The 15,728-nt window shown below is 64.2% G+C and carries 14 protein-coding genes and 2 pseudogenes; 10 read left to right on the plus strand and 6 right to left on the minus strand.

The window, feature by feature from the left end; all coding sequences use genetic code 11:
* Positions 1–71 precede the first annotated feature (71 nt).
* The 3 genes and pseudogenes from ilvD (at position 72) to BF95_RS00200 (ending at position 3,589) form a co-directional block, all read left to right on the plus strand.
* Entirely contained in the window at positions 72–1,922 is a 1,851-nt protein-coding gene (gene ilvD, locus BF95_RS00190) for a dihydroxy-acid dehydratase (protein ID WP_037473662.1), read from the plus strand.
* 8 nt (positions 1,923–1,930) lie between these two features.
* Positions 1,931–2,310, plus strand: a pseudogene (locus BF95_RS00195) (VOC family protein).
* A 67-nt stretch (positions 2,311–2,377) separates the two neighbouring features.
* A complete protein-coding gene (locus tag BF95_RS00200; RefSeq protein ID WP_235209489.1) occupies positions 2,378–3,589 on the plus strand; it encodes a DUF3422 domain-containing protein in 1,212 nt (403 codons plus the stop codon).
* 75 nt (positions 3,590–3,664) lie between these two features.
* Here the strand turns inward: BF95_RS00200 and BF95_RS00205 are convergent, their stop codons facing one another.
* Positions 3,665–4,549 (minus strand): LysR substrate-binding domain-containing protein, encoded by an 885-nt coding sequence (locus BF95_RS00205; RefSeq protein ID WP_043148761.1) that lies wholly within the window; start codon positions 4,547–4,549, stop codon positions 3,665–3,667.
* A gap of 97 nt (positions 4,550–4,646) precedes the next feature.
* Here BF95_RS00205 and BF95_RS00210 point away from each other — a divergent pair, with 97 nt between their 5' ends.
* From BF95_RS00210 to BF95_RS00235, 6 genes and pseudogenes are all read left to right on the plus strand, one after another.
* Complete coding sequence (locus tag BF95_RS00210) at positions 4,647–5,756, plus strand: S-(hydroxymethyl)glutathione dehydrogenase/class III alcohol dehydrogenase (RefSeq protein WP_043148584.1); 1,110 nt, start codon at positions 4,647–4,649, stop codon at positions 5,754–5,756.
* A 25-nt stretch (positions 5,757–5,781) separates the two neighbouring features.
* Positions 5,782–6,168: a VOC family protein gene (locus BF95_RS00215; RefSeq protein WP_043148585.1), complete on the plus strand. Its 387-nt coding sequence runs from the start codon at positions 5,782–5,784 to the stop codon at positions 6,166–6,168.
* Between the two features lie 15 nt (positions 6,169–6,183).
* A pseudogene (gene fghA, locus BF95_RS00220) lies at positions 6,184–7,016 on the plus strand (S-formylglutathione hydrolase).
* Positions 7,017–7,065: 49 nt separating this feature from the next.
* Positions 7,066–9,096: a M3 family metallopeptidase gene (locus BF95_RS00225; RefSeq protein ID WP_043148586.1), complete on the plus strand. Its 2,031-nt coding sequence runs from the start codon at positions 7,066–7,068 to the stop codon at positions 9,094–9,096.
* Complete coding sequence (locus BF95_RS00230; RefSeq protein WP_043148587.1) at positions 9,093–10,157, plus strand: PLP-dependent cysteine synthase family protein; 1,065 nt, start codon at positions 9,093–9,095, stop codon at positions 10,155–10,157. Before BF95_RS00225 ends, BF95_RS00230 begins: the two co-directional genes overlap by 4 nt.
* A 67-nt stretch (positions 10,158–10,224) precedes the next feature.
* Positions 10,225–10,911 (plus strand): CDP-alcohol phosphatidyltransferase family protein, encoded by a 687-nt coding sequence (locus tag BF95_RS00235; RefSeq protein WP_043148588.1) that lies wholly within the window; start codon positions 10,225–10,227, stop codon positions 10,909–10,911.
* Here BF95_RS00235 and maiA read toward each other — a convergent pair.
* Genes maiA through hmgA form a run of 3 tightly spaced genes read right to left on the minus strand, consistent with a single transcriptional unit; the run spans position 10,908 to position 14,127 of the window.
* A complete protein-coding gene (gene maiA, locus BF95_RS00240; RefSeq protein WP_043148763.1) occupies positions 10,908–11,546 on the minus strand; it encodes a maleylacetoacetate isomerase in 639 nt (212 codons plus the stop codon). The two genes, BF95_RS00235 and maiA, sit on opposite strands and share 4 nt — an antisense overlap.
* A 5-nt stretch (positions 11,547–11,551) precedes the next feature.
* Complete coding sequence (fahA, locus tag BF95_RS00245; protein ID WP_043148589.1) at positions 11,552–12,838, minus strand: fumarylacetoacetase; 1,287 nt, start codon at positions 12,836–12,838, stop codon at positions 11,552–11,554.
* On the minus strand, positions 12,835–14,127 hold the full coding sequence (hmgA, locus tag BF95_RS00250; protein ID WP_043148765.1) for a homogentisate 1,2-dioxygenase: 1,293 nt from the start codon (positions 14,125–14,127) through the stop codon (positions 12,835–12,837). Before hmgA ends, fahA begins: the two co-directional genes overlap by 4 nt.
* A 102-nt stretch (positions 14,128–14,229) precedes the next feature.
* Between hmgA and BF95_RS00255 the strand changes: the two genes are divergently transcribed.
* Entirely contained in the window at positions 14,230–14,706 is a 477-nt protein-coding gene (locus tag BF95_RS00255; protein WP_043148590.1) for a MarR family winged helix-turn-helix transcriptional regulator, read from the plus strand.
* A gap of 38 nt (positions 14,707–14,744) precedes the next feature.
* Here BF95_RS00255 and BF95_RS00260 read toward each other — a convergent pair whose 3' ends face one another.
* Together BF95_RS00260 and BF95_RS00265 are read right to left on the minus strand one after the other, a co-directional pair.
* A complete protein-coding gene (locus BF95_RS00260; RefSeq protein WP_043148592.1) occupies positions 14,745–15,122 on the minus strand; it encodes a DUF202 domain-containing protein in 378 nt (125 codons plus the stop codon).
* A complete protein-coding gene (locus BF95_RS00265) occupies positions 15,119–15,634 on the minus strand; it encodes a DUF421 domain-containing protein (protein WP_043148767.1) in 516 nt (171 codons plus the stop codon). Before BF95_RS00265 ends, BF95_RS00260 begins: the two co-directional genes overlap by 4 nt.
* Positions 15,635–15,728 lie beyond the last annotated feature (94 nt).

A 15,728-nucleotide genomic window follows, 5' to 3' on the forward strand; every position in this document is an offset into this window, starting at 1 on the left:
GGAATAATTTGTTCCAAAGCTGGCCCCTGCGCTGTAGAGGGGCCGCCTCAAAGCCCTGAAGGACCGCCATCATGCCTGCCTATCGTTCACGCACCACCACCCACGGCCGCAACATGGCGGGCGCGCGCGGCCTGTGGCGGGCGACGGGCATGAAGGACGAGGATTTCGGCAAACCAATCATCGCGGTGGTCAACAGTTTCACCCAGTTCGTGCCGGGCCATGTCCACCTCAAAGACCTCGGCCAGCTCGTCGCGCGCGAGATCGAGGCAGCGGGCGGCGTCGCCAAGGAATTCAACACCATCGCGGTCGATGACGGCATCGCCATGGGCCATGGCGGGATGCTCTATTCGCTGCCCAGCCGCGACCTGATCGCCGACAGCGTCGAATATATGGTCAACGCCCATTGCGCCGACGCGATGGTCTGCATCTCCAATTGCGACAAGATCACGCCCGGCATGCTCATGGCCGCGATGCGCCTGAACATCCCCGCCGTGTTCGTATCCGGCGGGCCGATGGAGGCCGGCAAGGTCGTGATGCGCGGCAAGGAAGTTGCGCTCGACCTGGTCGATGCGATGGTCGTCGCCGCCGACGAAAGCTACACCGACGAGGAAGTGCAGACGATCGAACGCTCCGCCTGCCCGACCTGCGGCAGCTGTTCGGGCATGTTCACCGCCAATTCGATGAACTGCCTGACCGAAGCGCTGGGGCTGTCGCTGCCGGGCAACGGCTCCACCCTCGCCACCCATTCGGACCGCGAACGCCTGTTCCGCGAGGCGGGGCATGTCATCGTCGATCTCGCGAAGCGCTATTATGAGCAGGATGACGAGACCGCCCTGCCCCGCACCATCGCCAGCTTCGCCGCGTTCGAAAATGCGATGAGCCTCGACATCGCCATGGGCGGATCGACCAACACCGTCCTCCATCTGCTCGCCGCCGCGCATGAAGGCGGGGTCGATTTCACGATGGCCGATATCGACCGCCTGTCGCGCCGGGTGCCGTGCCTGTGCAAGGTCGCGCCCGCCAAGCAGGATGTCCATATGGAGGATGTCCACCGCGCCGGTGGCATCATGGCGATCCTGGGCGAACTGGAACGGGCGGGACTCGTCGATACGTCGCTGCCCACCGTCCACGCCCCGACCATGGCGGCCGCGCTCGCCCGCTGGGACATTGGCCGCACCAATAGCGAGGAAGTCCGCAACTTCTTCCGCGCGGCCCCCGGCGGCGTCCCGACCCAGACTGCGTTCAGCCAGTCGGCGCGTTGGGAGGAACTCGACACCGACCGCGAAAAGGGCGTGATCCGGTCCGCAGAACATCCCTTCTCGAAGGATGGCGGCCTTGCTGTCCTGTACGGCAACCTCGCGCCCGAAGGCTGCATCGTCAAGACCGCAGGCGTGGATGACTCGATCCTGACCTTCCATGGCACGGCGCGCGTCTATGAAAGCCAGGATGCTTCGGTCGTCGGTATTCTCGGCAATGAGGTTAAAGCGGGCGACGTCGTCGTCATCCGCTATGAAGGGCCAAAAGGCGGTCCCGGCATGCAGGAAATGCTCTATCCGACCAGCTATCTGAAATCCAAGGGGCTGGGCAAGGAATGCGCGCTCATCACCGACGGGCGTTTTTCAGGCGGCACGTCGGGCCTGTCGATCGGCCATGTCTCGCCCGAAGCCGCCGAAGGCGGGCTGATCGCGCTCGTCCAGACCGGCGATCCGATCGTCATCGATATTCCGAACCGCGTCATCAAGCTGGACCTGGACGACGCCGTGCTGGCCGAACGCCGCGCCGAAATGGAGAAGATGGGCGTCAAGGCCTGGAAGCCCTTCGGCCGCAAGCGCGCCGTCTCCCCGGCCTTGCGGGCCTATGCCGCGATGACCACCAACGCCGCCAAGGGCGCGGTGCGCGACGTCAGCCAGATCGAGAAATAAGCGCCATGCTGCGCGGCGTTCATCATATCGCGATCATCGGATCGGACTATGCCCGCTCGCGCCGCTTCTATGTCGACGTGCTGGGCCTGCCGGTGCTGCATGAGGTCTATCGCGAGGCGCGCGATAGCTGGAAGTGCGATCTCGATGCGGGCAATGCCCGCATCGAACTCTTCTCCTTCCCCGCGCCGCCGCCGCGCCCGTCCCGCCCCGAAGCCTGTGGCCTGCGCCATCTTTCCTTCGTGGTGGGCGACATCGACGCGAGGTTGCCCGCCTCGCGACGCATGATGTGGCCTGCGAACCGATCCGCGTGGACGAATATACCGGGCAGCGCTTCACCTTCTTCAGCGACCCCGATGGACTGCCGCTGGAACTCTACGAGGAAGCCTGACCCTCACCGATCTTGCCTATTGCGCATTTGTCTGACTTAATGGGCCTTCAGACTGGGGGGTGTCGGCATGAACGATAGCGGCGATCCATTTGCGGCCCTGCACGACCGCAGCCACCCGCTGCGTGGTTCGCTTTCGCGGGAAATGCATGTCCGCAAGATGCCACGCCTCTACGCCCCCGCGCGCGTCGTCCAGTTCGTCCTGCTGGTCGATGATGCCGACGTCGACGCCAGCCTGACCATCCTCGGCAACCTGCTGGCGCCCCATGATATCCCGTTCACGCCGACCAGCCGCTTCCTCAATTGTCAGATCGGTGCCCTGGGCTTCACCTGGGAACGGCATAGCGAATTTATGACCTACAGCTTTCTGGCGCTTGGCACCGGCCCGCTTTTCGACCTCGCCCCCTTCGCGCAGGCCGCGGCATGGATCGCGCAATTGCCGGGCCGCGTCATCCGATCGACCCAAATTGCGCTGATCGCCGACATGCCCGACGACAAGACGATCGCCCGCCATTTCGCTTCGGACGACCTGATCATATCCGATGTCGCCGATGGGCAGGCGCGCATCTGGAGCGACTTTCGCCTCCATGCCGATGGCTTTGGCCGCCTGCTCGTCCAGGACAAGGGGTTGCAGGGCGCAGAGCTTGCCCAACTCGTCCAGCGGCTTCAGGAATTGGGCAATTATCGCAAGATCGCCCTGCTCGGCCTCCCCGAAGCGCAGGCTGCGACGCCGCTGCTCACGGGCCTGGAACAACGACTGACCGCGATCACCGCGCGCGTTGCCGAACCCGATGCCGATGCCGACATTGTTCTGGAGGCGTTGTCCGCCCTTGCCGCCGAACTGGCGCAGATCGTCGCCCGCACCCGCTATCGCATGAGCGCGACGCAGGCCTATGCCGCCATCTGCCAAGATCGTATCCGTGCGCTGCGTGTCGCCCCGGTACGCGGCTATGGGTCGCTCGATGATTTCACCGAACGGCGGCTGCTTCCTGCAATGCGGACCTGCGACGCCTTCACCCGGCGGCTGGAGGATCTGTCGCAGCGGACCGCCTGGACCAGCGCCATGCTGCGCACGCGGGTCGACACTGCGCTCGCCCGGCGGAACCGCGATCTGCTGGCGTCGATGGATCGCCGCACCGGGCTGCAACTGCGCCTGCAACATACGGTCGAGGGGCTGTCGGTGGTGGCGGTCAGCTATTATACGCTGGGCCTGTGGCATTATCTCAAGGAAGCGCTGGAGCATCAAGCGCGCATCTGCCCGGCTGGATCGACATCGCCTTGATCCCCGCCATCGTGCTGGCCGTCTGGCTCGCATCCGCCAGCTTAAAAAGGTAAAGCGGCCCGCACCCAACAGCCACTAACCCGCGTTCAACGCGGGCGGCAGTTCACGCCGCAGGAGCGCGACCAAGGCCGTGACCTTGGGCGAGAGATGGCGGCGTTGGGGATAGACTGCCCAGATCGGCTCATCCTGCGGACGGATGTCGGCCAAGACCAATTGCAGCGCCCCGCTTCGCAAATGAGGCAGCACATAAAATTCGGGCAATTGGCAAATGCCCATACCCTGGACTGCTGCGTCCAATATTGCCCGACCACTATTGATCTGCAATCGTCCCGTGGGACGATGGAGCCGATCGCGGCCGCCTTCGCAGAAATGCCAGGTGGTTGCCGATCCCAACAGACATTGATGGGCGTCCAGCTCTTCGACAGTCTTGGGGCGGCCGACAGCGTCGAGATAGCCGGGCGCAGCGCAGGTGCAAAGCGAACGCGACGCGATGCGGGTGCGGATCATCTGCGAATCCGCCATTTCGCCGGTTCGGATGGCCAGATCAAAACCGTCCGCCACCAGATCGACGAGGCGATTGGTCAGTTCCATCGTGATGCTGAGCCGCGGATAGGCGGCGGCGTAGCGGCTCACGATCGGGGCCACGAACAATTCGCCCAAGGCGGTCGAACAGGTGATCCGCAATTGCCCTTGTGGTTCGCCTGTTGCGCTGACCGAGGCAATTGCTTCTTCCCGGTCCGCAATCAACCGTTCGCAATGGCCAAGAAAGGTTCGCCCGGTGTCGGTCAGCGTTACCCGCCGCGTGGTGCGGTGGAACAGCGGCGCGTCGAGCCGCTTTTCCAATCGGGCGATAGCGCGGCTGCAATGGGTGACCGAACAGCCCAGCTTCGCCGCCGCGCCGGAAAAGGAACTGGCGGCCGCCACCGCAACAAATTCGTCGATCCCCGCCCAGCGATCCATCATTATCCCCATAGGGTTGTAAACTTTTGCCAAAACATGCCTTTATCACATCCGCTGTGGGACGCTAGAAGGCCGCCAACTGGATAGGGAGTGCCATATGAAGACCCGCGCCGCCGTCGCCTTTGAGGCCAAAAAGCCGCTCGAAATCGTCGAACTGGACCTGGAAGGGCCCAAGGCGGGCGAAGTGCTGGTGGAAATCATGGCGACGGGCATCTGCCATACCGACGCCTATACGCTCGATGGCTTCGACAGCGAGGGCATCTTCCCGTCGGTGCTCGGCCATGAAGGCGCAGGCATCGTGCGCGAAGTCGGCGTTGGCGTGACCAGCGTGAAGCCAGGCGACCATGTGATCCCGCTCTACACGCCGGAATGCCGCCAGTGCAAAAGCTGCCTGTCGGGTAAGACCAACCTGTGTACCGCGATCCGCGCTACGCAGGGCAAGGGGCTGATGCCCGACGGCACGACCCGCTTTTCCTATAAGGGCCAACCCATCTTCCATTATATGGGCTGTTCGACCTTCTCCAACTTCACCGTCCTGCCCGAGATTGCGGTTGCCAAGATCCGCGAGGACGCGCCGTTCGACAAGAGCTGCTATATCGGTTGCGGCGTGACCACGGGCGTCGGCGCGGTGGTGAACACCGCCAAGGTTCGCGTGGGCGACAATGTCATCGTGTTCGGACTGGGCGGTATCGGCCTCAACGTCCTGCAGGGCGCGCGCATGGTGGGGGCCGACAAGATCATCGGCGTCGACATCAATCCCGACCGTGAGGCATGGGGCAAGCGCTTTGGCATGACCCATTTCGTCAATCCCAAGGAGATTGAGGGGGATATCGTCCAGCATCTGGTGGCGCTGACCGATGGCGGGGCGGACCATACGTTCGATTGCACCGGCAACACCACGGTCATGCGCCAGGCGCTGGAAGCCTGCCATCGCGGCTGGGGCGTCTCGACCGTCATCGGCGTCGCCGAAGCGGGCAAGGAAATCAGCACCCGCCCGTTTCAGCTGGTCACCGGCCGCGTCTGGCAGGGCAGCGCCTTTGGCGGTGCCAAGGGGCGCACCGACGTCCCCAAGATTGTCGACTGGTATATGAATGGCAAGATCGAGATCGACCCGATGATCACCCATGTGCTCAGCTTGGAGGAGATCAACAAGGGCTTCGACCTGATGCATGCGGGTGAGAGCATCCGCAGCGTCGTGGTCTTCTAACAGTTTAAGCGAGGAGACAATCGACATGGCTATTTTCACGCATGTTTGCCTGGGCGCGCAGGATCTCGCCGCATCGAAGGCGTTTTACGATGCAGCACTCGGCGCGCTTGGCATCGACAGTTTGGGACCGATGGGAGAAAAGGGCTTTCTCTATGGCCAGGGTGCGCCGGAATTCGTGATCCTTGAGCCCGCCAATGGTGAACCCGCCTGCCATGCCAATGGCGGCACACTGGGCTTTTCCGCGACAACCCGCGCGCAGGTGCGTGCCTTCCATGAAGCGGGCCTTGCCAACGGCGGCACCGACGAAGGCGCGCCCGGTCCGCGTAGTTTTATGCCCACAGCCTATGCCGCCTATCTGCGCGATCCGGCCGGCAACAAGATCTGCGCCTATTGTTTCGCGGACGGCGAATAAAAGAGGATGAGCGGCATGGAAACGGTTTCGACCAATCGCGCCTTTGGCGGGGTGCAGGGCGTCTATCGCCATGCCTCCGCCGCCTGCGGCACGGACATGACCTTCTCGGTCTATGTCCCGCCCCATGCACCGGGCGCGAAGCTGCCGGTCGTCTGGTATCTGTCGGGCCTGACCTGCACCCATGCCAATGTCACCGAAAAGGGCGAATATCGCCGCCTGTGCGCTGAACTCGGCTGATCTTCGTCGCACCCGATACGTCGCCGCGCGGCGAAGGCGTGGCCGATGATCCCGATGGTGCCTATGATTTCGGGCTGGGCGCAGGCTTCTATGTCGATGCGACGCAGCCGCCCTTCGCCACCCACTATCATATGTGGTCCTATGTGACCGAAGAACTGCCCGCGCTGGTTGCCGCCGAATTCCCCGCCGACATGGCGCGCCAGTCGATCATGGGCCATTCCATGGGGGGGCATGGCGCCTTGACCATCGGCCTGACCTTCCCCGATCGGTTCAAGGCGGTATCCGCCTTCGCCCCGATCGTCGCGCCCTCGCAAGTTCCCTGGGGTCAAAAGGCGCTGGGCGGCTATCTGGGCAAGGACAATGCAGCCTGGCGTCGCCATGATGCGGTGGCGCTGATCGAGGATGGCGCGCGGGTTGCCGATCTGCTGGTGGACCAAGGCGAGGCCGATCCCTTCCTGGCCGAACAACTCCGCCCCGACCTGCTGGACGCTGCTTACAGCGCGGCGGGCATCCCGCTGACGCTGCGGCTTCAGCCGGGCTATGACCACAGCTATTATACCATCTCGACCTTCATGGAGGATCATCTGCGCTGGCATAGCGCCCGCCTCTGACCCATGGAGCGCTTTACGGTCGTGCCCCGTCCCGTGTAAGGGCAAGGGCATGACCCAAGCCAATCCCCTGCTCGACAGCCGCCTGCATCCCCAGTTCGGCGCCATCCACCCCGACCATGTCCTGCCCGCCGTGGAAAGTGCGATCGCCACCCACCGCGCGGCCATGGCCCAATGCGCCCAGGCGAAGGGTTTTGCCGCCGTCTTCCTGGCCAAGGAAAGCGCGGACGCGGCCCTATCGCGCATATGGGGCACGGTCGACCATCTGATCGGCGTGACCAACAGCCCCGAACTGCGTGCCGCCCATGGGGAAGCCCAGCCGCTGATCCACAGCTATTTTGCCGAGGTTGGACAGGACCGGCCGCTTTATGATGCGCTGGCCGCGATCCCGACCGAGGGACTGGACGAAGGGCAAGCCCGCGCACTGACGCTGACGCTGCGCGGCTTCGAATTGTCGGGCGTCAGCCTGGATGGGGAAGATCGCGCCGCCTTTGCCGCCAATAGTGTCGAACAGGGGCGACTAGCGACCGAATTCGCCAATGCAGTCATGGACGCGACCGAAGCCTGGACGCTGCACCTGACCGACGACACGCGTCTCGCAGGTGTGCCGCAGAACGATCAGGACGCGATGGCGCGCGCCGCTCAGGCGAAGGGACTGGAAGGCTGGCTGGTCGATCTTCACGCGCCATCGGTGCGCGCGATTACCGCCTTTGCACAGGACCGCGACCTGCGGCGCACCGTGTACGAAGCCTATGGCACCCGCGCCTCCGATCAGGGACCGCAGGCGGGCCAGTTCGACAATGGCGACCGGATCGCGCAATTGCTGGCCTTGCGGCAGGATGCGGCGCGCTTTCTCGGCCATGCCGATGCGGTGGCGCTGTCGCTCTCGACCAAGATGGCGCGCGACGGGGAGGAGGTCGATGCTTTCCTTATCGATCTGGCGCAACGGGCGCGCCCGCGCGCGCAGGAGGAATTGGCCGAACTGGCTGCCTTTGCCCGCGATCATCTCGACATCGCGACCATCGAGCCATGGGACGTGGCCTATGTGACCGAGCATATGCGCCGCGCGGTGCATGCGGTGGACGAAGCGGAAATCCGCGCGCATCTGCCGCTGGCGCGTGTGCTTGACGGGTTGTTCGCGTTGGTCACCGATCTGTTCGAACTGGAGATCCGCGCTGCCGATGGCGACGCCCCCGTCTGGCATCCCGATGTGCGTTATTTCACGCTGCATCGGGCGGGCGAGGCAGCACCCGTCGCCGCGCTTTATTGCGACATGTTTGCGCGTGCGGGCAAGCGCGGTGGCGCGTGGATGGACGTGTGCCGTCCCCGTCTGCGCGAAGCCGACCGGGAACAGATGCCGATCGCTTATCTGGTGTGCAATTTCGCCAGCGGCGGCGCGGATCGTCCGGCCCACCTTACCCATTCGGATATGGTCACCCTGTTCCACGAAATGGGCCATTGCCTGCATCATCTGCTGACGCAGGTGGACCTGCCCTCGATCGGCGGCATATCCGGAGTCGAATGGGATGCGGTGGAACTGCCGAGCCAGTTCCTGGAGAATTTCGCCTGGGAGCCCGCCATGCTGCGCCGGGTTTCGGCGCATGAGACGAGCGGCGCGCCGCTGGACGAGGCGATGATCGGCCGCATGCTCGCCGCGCGCCGCTTCATGGGCGCGCTCGCTTTGCTGCGGCAGGTGGAGTTCGCCCTGTTCGACCTGCGCCTGCATCTGGCAGCGGCGCAGCCCGATGGTCCCTCCGCGCAGCAAGTGCTGCAGGCGGTTCGACAGGAAGTGGCGGTCATCCACCCGCCCGAATGGCATCGCTTCGCCCATGGCTTCAGCCATATCTTCGCAGGCGGCTATGCGGCGGGCTATTACAGCTATTTGTGGGCCGAACGCCTGTCCGCCGATGCCTTCGAGGCCTTTGCCGACGAGCGCGCCGACCGCGCCGCCTTGGGTGGCCTGTTCCGCGACCATGTGCTGGCACGGGGCGGATCGCGGCCCGCGCTCGACAATTTCGTCGGCTTCCGGGGCCGCGAGCCGGATTCGGCCGCGCTGCTGCGGGCGCTGGGCCTGGCCGCATGAGCGGTGGGGTGTCGCGGGACTGGCTGGCCGAGGCGATAAGGCGGATCGAGGCGGATTATAACCGCTCCGCCGACACCCACCTCATCCGCCTGCCCCTTCCGCGTCACCCCGGCATCACCCTCTATCTGAAGGACGAAAGCTCGCACCCGACCGGCAGCCTCAAGCATCGGCTTGCGCGCTCGCTGTTTCTCTATGCGCTGTGCAACGAATGGATCGGGCCGCAGACGACGGTGATCGAGGCCTCATCCGGCTCGACCGCCGTGTCCGAAGCCTATTTCGCCAAGATGCTGGGGTTGCGCTTCATCGCCGTCGTACCGGCCTCCACCGCCGCGCCCAAGCTCGACGCGATCCGCTTTCAGGGCGGCGAAATCCATGCCGTCGATGATCCCCGCACCGTCTATGCCACCGCCCAGCGACTGGCGCAGGAGACGGGTGGCCATTATCTCGATCAGTTCACCTATGCCGAGCGCGCGACCGACTGGCGCGGCAATAATAATATCGCGCAGAGCATCTTCACCCAGATGGCGCAGGAAGAATATCCCATTCCCAGCTGGATCGTCTGCGGCGCCGGGACGGGTGGCACGTCGGCGACGATCGGCCGCTTCATCCGCTACGAACGGCATGCGACCCGCCTGTGCGTCGCCGATCCGGTCAACTCGGTCTTTCACCGCCACCATGCCGACCCGTCGGTCACGACCCTGCCCGAAGGCTGCGCCGCGCGGATCGAGGGCATTGGGCGGCCCCGCGTCGAGCCGAGCTTCATCCCCTCGGTAATCGACCGGATGATCGCGGTGGAGGATGCGCAGTCGATCGGCGCGATGCATGCGCTGGCGGGGATATTGGGCCGCCGCGTCGGGGGATCGACCGGCACTAACATCTGGGCCTGCCTGGCGATCGCCGATGACATGGCGCGGGGGGGCGAACAGGGGAGTATCGTGACCCTGTTGTGCGACAGCGGCGACCGCTATGGTTGCACCTATTATGATGCCGATTGGACGCGCGGCCATGGCATAGCGTGGCAACCATTTGCCGCTGCGATCACCGGACGGATGACGTCCTAAGCCCGGTTGGCGACGGACCGTGTGACAGGACCATTGCCGTCAGCGGCAGGTTGGCCGATAGGGAGATATGACAAACGCATTACAAAGCGGCCCCGGCGCGCTTGATCGCATACAGCAGAATTTTCTCGCCAAGGCCGAACGACGCCTCCTTACCTGGCTGTGTAGCCGGATGCCACAATGGGTTACGCCCGACCGTCTGACATTGGCCGGGGTTATCGGTGCCATGATGACCTTTGCCGGCTATGTGGCCAGCAATTGGGGGCCGGACTGGCTGATCCTGGCGATCATCGGTTATGTCGTGCAATGGTTCGGCGATTCAATGGATGGCAGCCTGGCGCGGTTCCGGCATATCGAGCGGCCATCCTACGGCTATTTCATCGACCATAGCTGCGACGGGTTGGTGACGCTGCTGATCCTGGCGGGTATCGGGCTTAGCCCCTTCGTCACGATGGACGTGGCGATGGTAGCCCTGGCGGGTTATCTGCTGTTGTCGATCCACGCCTATCTTTCCGCCCGCGTGCTGGGCGAGTTCAAACTCTCCTATCTGTCGGCCGGGCCGACCGAATTGCGGCTGATGCTGATCGGCCTGACCATCATGATGATGACGCTGGGCTATGGGCCGGGCCTGTTCGGGCGCTGGTCGGGCTTCGACATCTTCGTCGGCGCGGTCGGCGGCCTGCTGATCATCCTGTTCATCGGCCAGACGCTGATCACCGGACGGCGGCTGGCGCATAAGGACGCAGGGCTGCTCTAGGGGCGATCGGCGTCGGGCTGCTGGTCGGGGTGGGCCTGCGCGACGGGGGCGAGTGCCGACAGGCGCGCACCGATTGCACGGATCAGCGGGAAGGGCTGCACATCGACGTCGAAGCGATGGGCGGCATAAAGTTGCGGCAGCAGGAAACAGTCGGCCAGGCCTGGGCTGTCGCCGAAGGCGAAGTCGCCGCCGTGGCGCGCAATCTGTTCCTCCAGCGCAGCAAAGCCTTCGCTGATCCAATGGCCGATCCAGGCGGATATCTGATCGGGGGTCGCCGCGAAATCACCGCGTAGCCGGTCGAGGACACGCAGATTGTGGAGCGGGTGAATGTCGCACGCGACAAGCGCCGCCATGCCGCGCACCACTGCGCGATCGAACGTCTTAGCGGGCAGTAGCGGCGGGTTGGGATATTCCTCGTCTAGCCATTCGATGATCGCGCTGGACTGGGTGAGGACGCCGTCCGGGGTTTCCAGCGCGGGGACCAGCGCTTGCGGGTTGAGCGCGCGATAGGACGGGGCGCGATGCGCGCCGGTGCGCAGGTCGTGGGCCGTCTGGCGACAGTCCAGCCCCTTAAGCGCCAGCGCGATGCGGACCCGGTAGGAAGCGGTCGATCGCCAATAGCCATGCAGGATCATGCCCGTCAGCCTTTCGCCGGCAGGATGCGGGCGCGGCATTCGCCAAAGCCGATGGACGCAAAGCCGTCACGCTGCGCGGTCGCGGTGAGGATCACTTCGTCGCCATCCTCCAGGAAGGTGCGCTGTTCGCCCGATGGCAAGGTGATCGGTTCCGCGCCGCCACGGCTGATCTCCAGCAAGCTGCCATAGGCGTTGCGGTCGGGACCGGAAATGGTGCCGGTGCCGAGCAGGTCGCCGGGCTGGAGGTTGCAGCCGTTCGAGGCATGATGGGCGACGATCTGCGCGGGTGTCCAATACATGTTCGATGAGGGACCGTGGCTGAGCGCGAAGTCCGGCAGCCCCTGATCGCGCATGCGGGCGGTGGACAGAGTGACGCTAAGGTCGAGCGCGAGAGCACCGCCCGCCTGATCCTGCTCGTCCCAGAGATAGGGCAAAGGCTTGGGGTCAGCGGCATCCCGTGCTGGCTGCGCAGTGCGGAAAGGGGCCAGCGCTTCGGGCGTGATGACCCAGGGCGATATGGTGGAATGGAAATTCTTGGCGAGGAAGGGACCGAGCGGCACATATTCCCACGCCTGAAAATCGCGAGCCGACCAGTCGTTGAGCAGGCAGAAGCCCGCAATATGATCGGCGGCCTGGCCGATCGGGATCGGTTCGCCGAGGGCGTTGCCCTCCCCGATCCAAAGGCCCAATTCGAGTTCATAATCGAGCCGTCGGGTCGGACCGAAGCGCGGTTCGCTATCCTGTAGTCCCTTCGTCTGGCCGGAGGGACGGACAACGGGGACGCCGGAAGGGCGGATCGAGGAGGCGCGGCCATGATAGCCGATGGGGACATATTTATAATTGGGCAGCAGCGGATTGTCGGGGCGAAATAACTGGCCGACATGGGTGGCGTGATGGATGCCGACATAGAAGTCGGTATAGTCGCCGATCGTCACTGGCAGGTGGAGTGCGCAGGCATCCATCGCGTGTAGGGCAGGTTCGACCGCTGCCTGAAACGCCAAATCGGACAGCGAAGCGGACACTGCTTTGCGTAATTCGCGCCGGAGGACGGTTGGCAGGGCGAAGAATGTGTTGAGGCGGGTTTCGTTCAGCGCGGCCTGTAAGTCAGTCGGCAGAATGTCAATTATTTCTCTTATATCAAGGATATAGTCGCCAATCGCGACGCCCGCGCGTGGGCCGCCGTCGGGTGGCGAAAAGATGCCGAGCGGTAAGTTTTGGATCGGGAAGGCGGCATGGCCGTTCGCGCTGGTGACCCAGCTTTGCAGGTCGGCGGCGTGGGTGTGATCGGTCATGCGGCGTCCTTGTCTGTGGGTAGCTGGGCCTTGTTGAAGCCATCCCAGCACTGGTCATAGTCGGGCTGGGCGAAGGGGGCTTGCGCGGCGAACTTTGTGGCGCGGAAGGGGAAGCGGCTTTCGACCATGAAGGCCATGGTGGCTTCGATCTTGTGCGGGGCCAAGGCGGCGGTGATGCCCGCTTCATAGCTGGCGCGGTCGGGGCCGTGGCTGGCCATCTGATTGTGCAGCGATGCGCCACCGGGCGCGAAACCGCCTGCCTTTGCGTCATAGGCTCCTGTTATCAGGCCCATAAATTCGCTCATGACGTTGCGGTGAAACCAGGGCGGGCGAAATGTCTCTTCCGCCACCATCCAGCGCGGCGGGAAGATGACGAAGTCGCAATTGGCGGTGCCCGGCGTGTCGCTGGGGCTGGTGAGGACGGTGAAGATGGACGGGTCGGGATGGTCGTAGCTGACCGTGTTGATCGTGTTGAAGCGGCGCAGGTCGTAACGACAGGGCGCGAGATTGCCGTGCCAGGCGACGACATCGAACGGGCTGTGCGGCAGGCGGGTCGAGCAAAGCTGACCCTGGAATTTCTGGATCAAGTCGACCGGCGCGTCGACATCCTCGAACCAGGCGACCGGCGTTTCGAAATCACGCGGATTGGCGAGGCCGTTCGATCCGATCGGGCCAAGGTCGGGCAGGCGGAAGGCCGCGCCGTAATTTTCGCAGACATAGCCGCGCGCGCTCGGCTCCAGCAATGCGACGCGGAAGCGCAGGCCGCGCGGGATGAGCGCGATCTGGAGCGGGGCGACGTCGAAGCGGCCGAGTTCGGTGATGAGGCGGATGGCCCCTTCCTGCGGCACGATCAGCATTTCGCCATCGGCGTTGAAGAAGGCACGGCCCTGCATCGAGCGGTTGCAGGCGTAGAGATGCACCCCCTGCCCCATGCCCGCCGCGACATCGCCATTGCCGCAATAGGTGACGAGGCCGTCGAGGAAATCGGTTGGGTCGGTCGGGATCGGCAGCGGATCCCAGCGCAGACGATTGGGGGATGGCGGCAGGTCGGTGAAGGGCGCGGACCGGAGGCGATCAGCCCCTGCCCAGGGTCGATAGGCACCATGTTGCGCGGTGGGGCGCAGACGGTAGAGCCAGCTGCGGCGATTTTCGGCGCGCGGCGCGGTGAAGGCGGTGCCCGATAGCTGTTCGGCGTAGAGGCCAAAGGGCACCTTCTGCGGCGAATTGCAGCCGACCGGCAGCGCGCCGGGCACCGCCTGCGTCGCGAAATGATTGGCAAAGCCGGTCATCATGTCGTCGCTTGCACGCATTCCCCTACCCTCTCCGGCTTATGGTTTCCTTTGCAACCATCATAGGCCTTGCCGAATTGGTGTCAAATGTTACTATATTCCATGTCCACTGCTACGCTCATACTCGACCATTTCCTGCCCTATCGATTGTCCTTCACCGCCAATCTGGTGAGCGACGCGGTGGCGAGCGCCTATCAGGCGCTGTTCGGACTGCGCATTCCCGAGTGGCGGGTGATCGCGGTGACGGCCGAGAGCGCGGACGGGATCACGCAGCAGGCGATCGGCCTCAAAACACGGATGGACAAGGTGACGGTGAGCCGCGCGGCCAGGAGCCTGATCGCGCGCGACCTGATTGCGCGCATGCCCCATGCCGCCGATCAGCGGTCGCACTTGCTGGTTCTGACGAATGACGGAAAAGCGCTGTATGAGGCCGTGGTCCCCAAGGCGCTGGCGCTGGAGCAGGAGATTTTCCGTCACTTCGCCAAGGGCGAGTTGGACCAGTTCGCGGCGATGTTGCGCCGGATCGATGCGATCGTGCTGAATGGTGATTTCGCGGCAGATCCCCAGTCGGGCGATTGACGATGTCAAATGCGACCATCCTGCCTGGCCATGGCCTGTCAGGCGCGCACAAGCAGCCATATCGCCGCCAATAATCCGAACGTCGCGGCAATCAGGCTCCATGCCATGAGGCGGATCCGCACGGATTGCAATGCCGCGACGCTATGCGAATCCAGCCGTCCCTTGATGCGACAGGCGCGACGTTCCGCCGAGATAAATATGAAGATCGCGATCAGCAAAAATGTCGATGCGATGCTTTTCGACACCCAGGCCGGATCGACCGCATCGAACAATGCATGAAAGCCGAGCGCGATACCCACCGATGCCATGCCGGTGCGGATCCAGCTGGCGAAGCTGCGTTCGTGCGCAAGCAAGGTTCGATCCTCGGCGAGGTCGGTGCGGTCCTGCGCCAAATCGCCCTTGTCGGACGCGCTCATGCGGCGACGCCCTTGACCATGGGAATGGCCGATCGCGAACCAACCTTGTCCATCGACACCACGCTGAAGCTGCCGTCAGTTTCCAGGACGACAGCGGCGACCAGGTCGAGGCCGCCAAAGCCCGCCGCGCGGACGGCAGAGAGGAGTTCCTCCTGCGTGACCCGCTCGTGCCGCAACGCGGCTTCATCCGGGACGCCGTTGTGCAACAAGGCTTTCGGTTCGGATTTGGCCAGATTTTCGACCCAGGAAAACCGCACGGACTTGGCGGCGATGAGATATTGCAGACCCACGAGCACCAAAAAGCCGACCACGCCCTCCGCCAGGGCGACGTCCTTGGACAGCAGGATCGTCGCCAAGGTCGATCCGAGCGCAACCGTCACGACCAGGTCGAAGGCGTTCATCTTCGCCAGGGTGCGTTTGCCGCTGATGCGCAAGGTCGTAACCAGTGCCAGATAGGCGGCCGCGCCCAATGTCATGACGCGCAGCAATTCGGCCCAGCTATCGAATATCATATCCTGCTCCTTGCGGGCCGCCAATCGCTCCCCCCCAAGCCAACAAGCCGCGAGGCGCGACGTTCCATCGGCATCGAGGAGGAAACGCTTCGTC

The organism is Sphingobium sp. Ant17 (genome assembly GCF_000588875.1).
Taxonomy (GTDB): Bacteria; Pseudomonadota; Alphaproteobacteria; order Sphingomonadales; family Sphingomonadaceae; genus Sphingobium.

Coding starts and splice junctions, on each gene's coding strand:
- ilvD (WP_037473662.1), top strand. CDS start 72: ATGCCTGCCTATCGTTCACGCACCACCACCCACGGCCGCAACATGGCG.
- BF95_RS00200 (WP_235209489.1), top strand. CDS start 2,378: ATGAACGATAGCGGCGATCCATTTGCGGCCCTGCACGACCGCAGCCAC.
- BF95_RS00205 (WP_043148761.1), bottom strand. CDS start 4,549: ATGGATCGCTGGGCGGGGATCGACGAATTTGTTGCGGTGGCGGCCGCC.
- BF95_RS00210 (WP_043148584.1), top strand. CDS start 4,647: ATGAAGACCCGCGCCGCCGTCGCCTTTGAGGCCAAAAAGCCGCTCGAA.
- BF95_RS00215 (WP_043148585.1), top strand. CDS start 5,782: ATGGCTATTTTCACGCATGTTTGCCTGGGCGCGCAGGATCTCGCCGCA.
- BF95_RS00225 (WP_043148586.1), top strand. CDS start 7,066: ATGACCCAAGCCAATCCCCTGCTCGACAGCCGCCTGCATCCCCAGTTC.
- BF95_RS00230 (WP_043148587.1), top strand. CDS start 9,093: ATGAGCGGTGGGGTGTCGCGGGACTGGCTGGCCGAGGCGATAAGGCGG.
- BF95_RS00235 (WP_043148588.1), top strand. CDS start 10,225: ATGACAAACGCATTACAAAGCGGCCCCGGCGCGCTTGATCGCATACAG.
- maiA (WP_043148763.1), bottom strand. CDS start 11,546: ATGATCCTGCATGGCTATTGGCGATCGACCGCTTCCTACCGGGTCCGC.
- fahA (WP_043148589.1), bottom strand. CDS start 12,838: ATGACCGATCACACCCACGCCGCCGACCTGCAAAGCTGGGTCACCAGC.
- hmgA (WP_043148765.1), bottom strand. CDS start 14,127: ATGACCGGCTTTGCCAATCATTTCGCGACGCAGGCGGTGCCCGGCGCG.
- BF95_RS00255 (WP_043148590.1), top strand. CDS start 14,230: ATGTCCACTGCTACGCTCATACTCGACCATTTCCTGCCCTATCGATTG.
- BF95_RS00260 (WP_043148592.1), bottom strand. CDS start 15,122: ATGAGCGCGTCCGACAAGGGCGATTTGGCGCAGGACCGCACCGACCTC.
- BF95_RS00265 (WP_043148767.1), bottom strand. CDS start 15,634: ATGATATTCGATAGCTGGGCCGAATTGCTGCGCGTCATGACATTGGGC.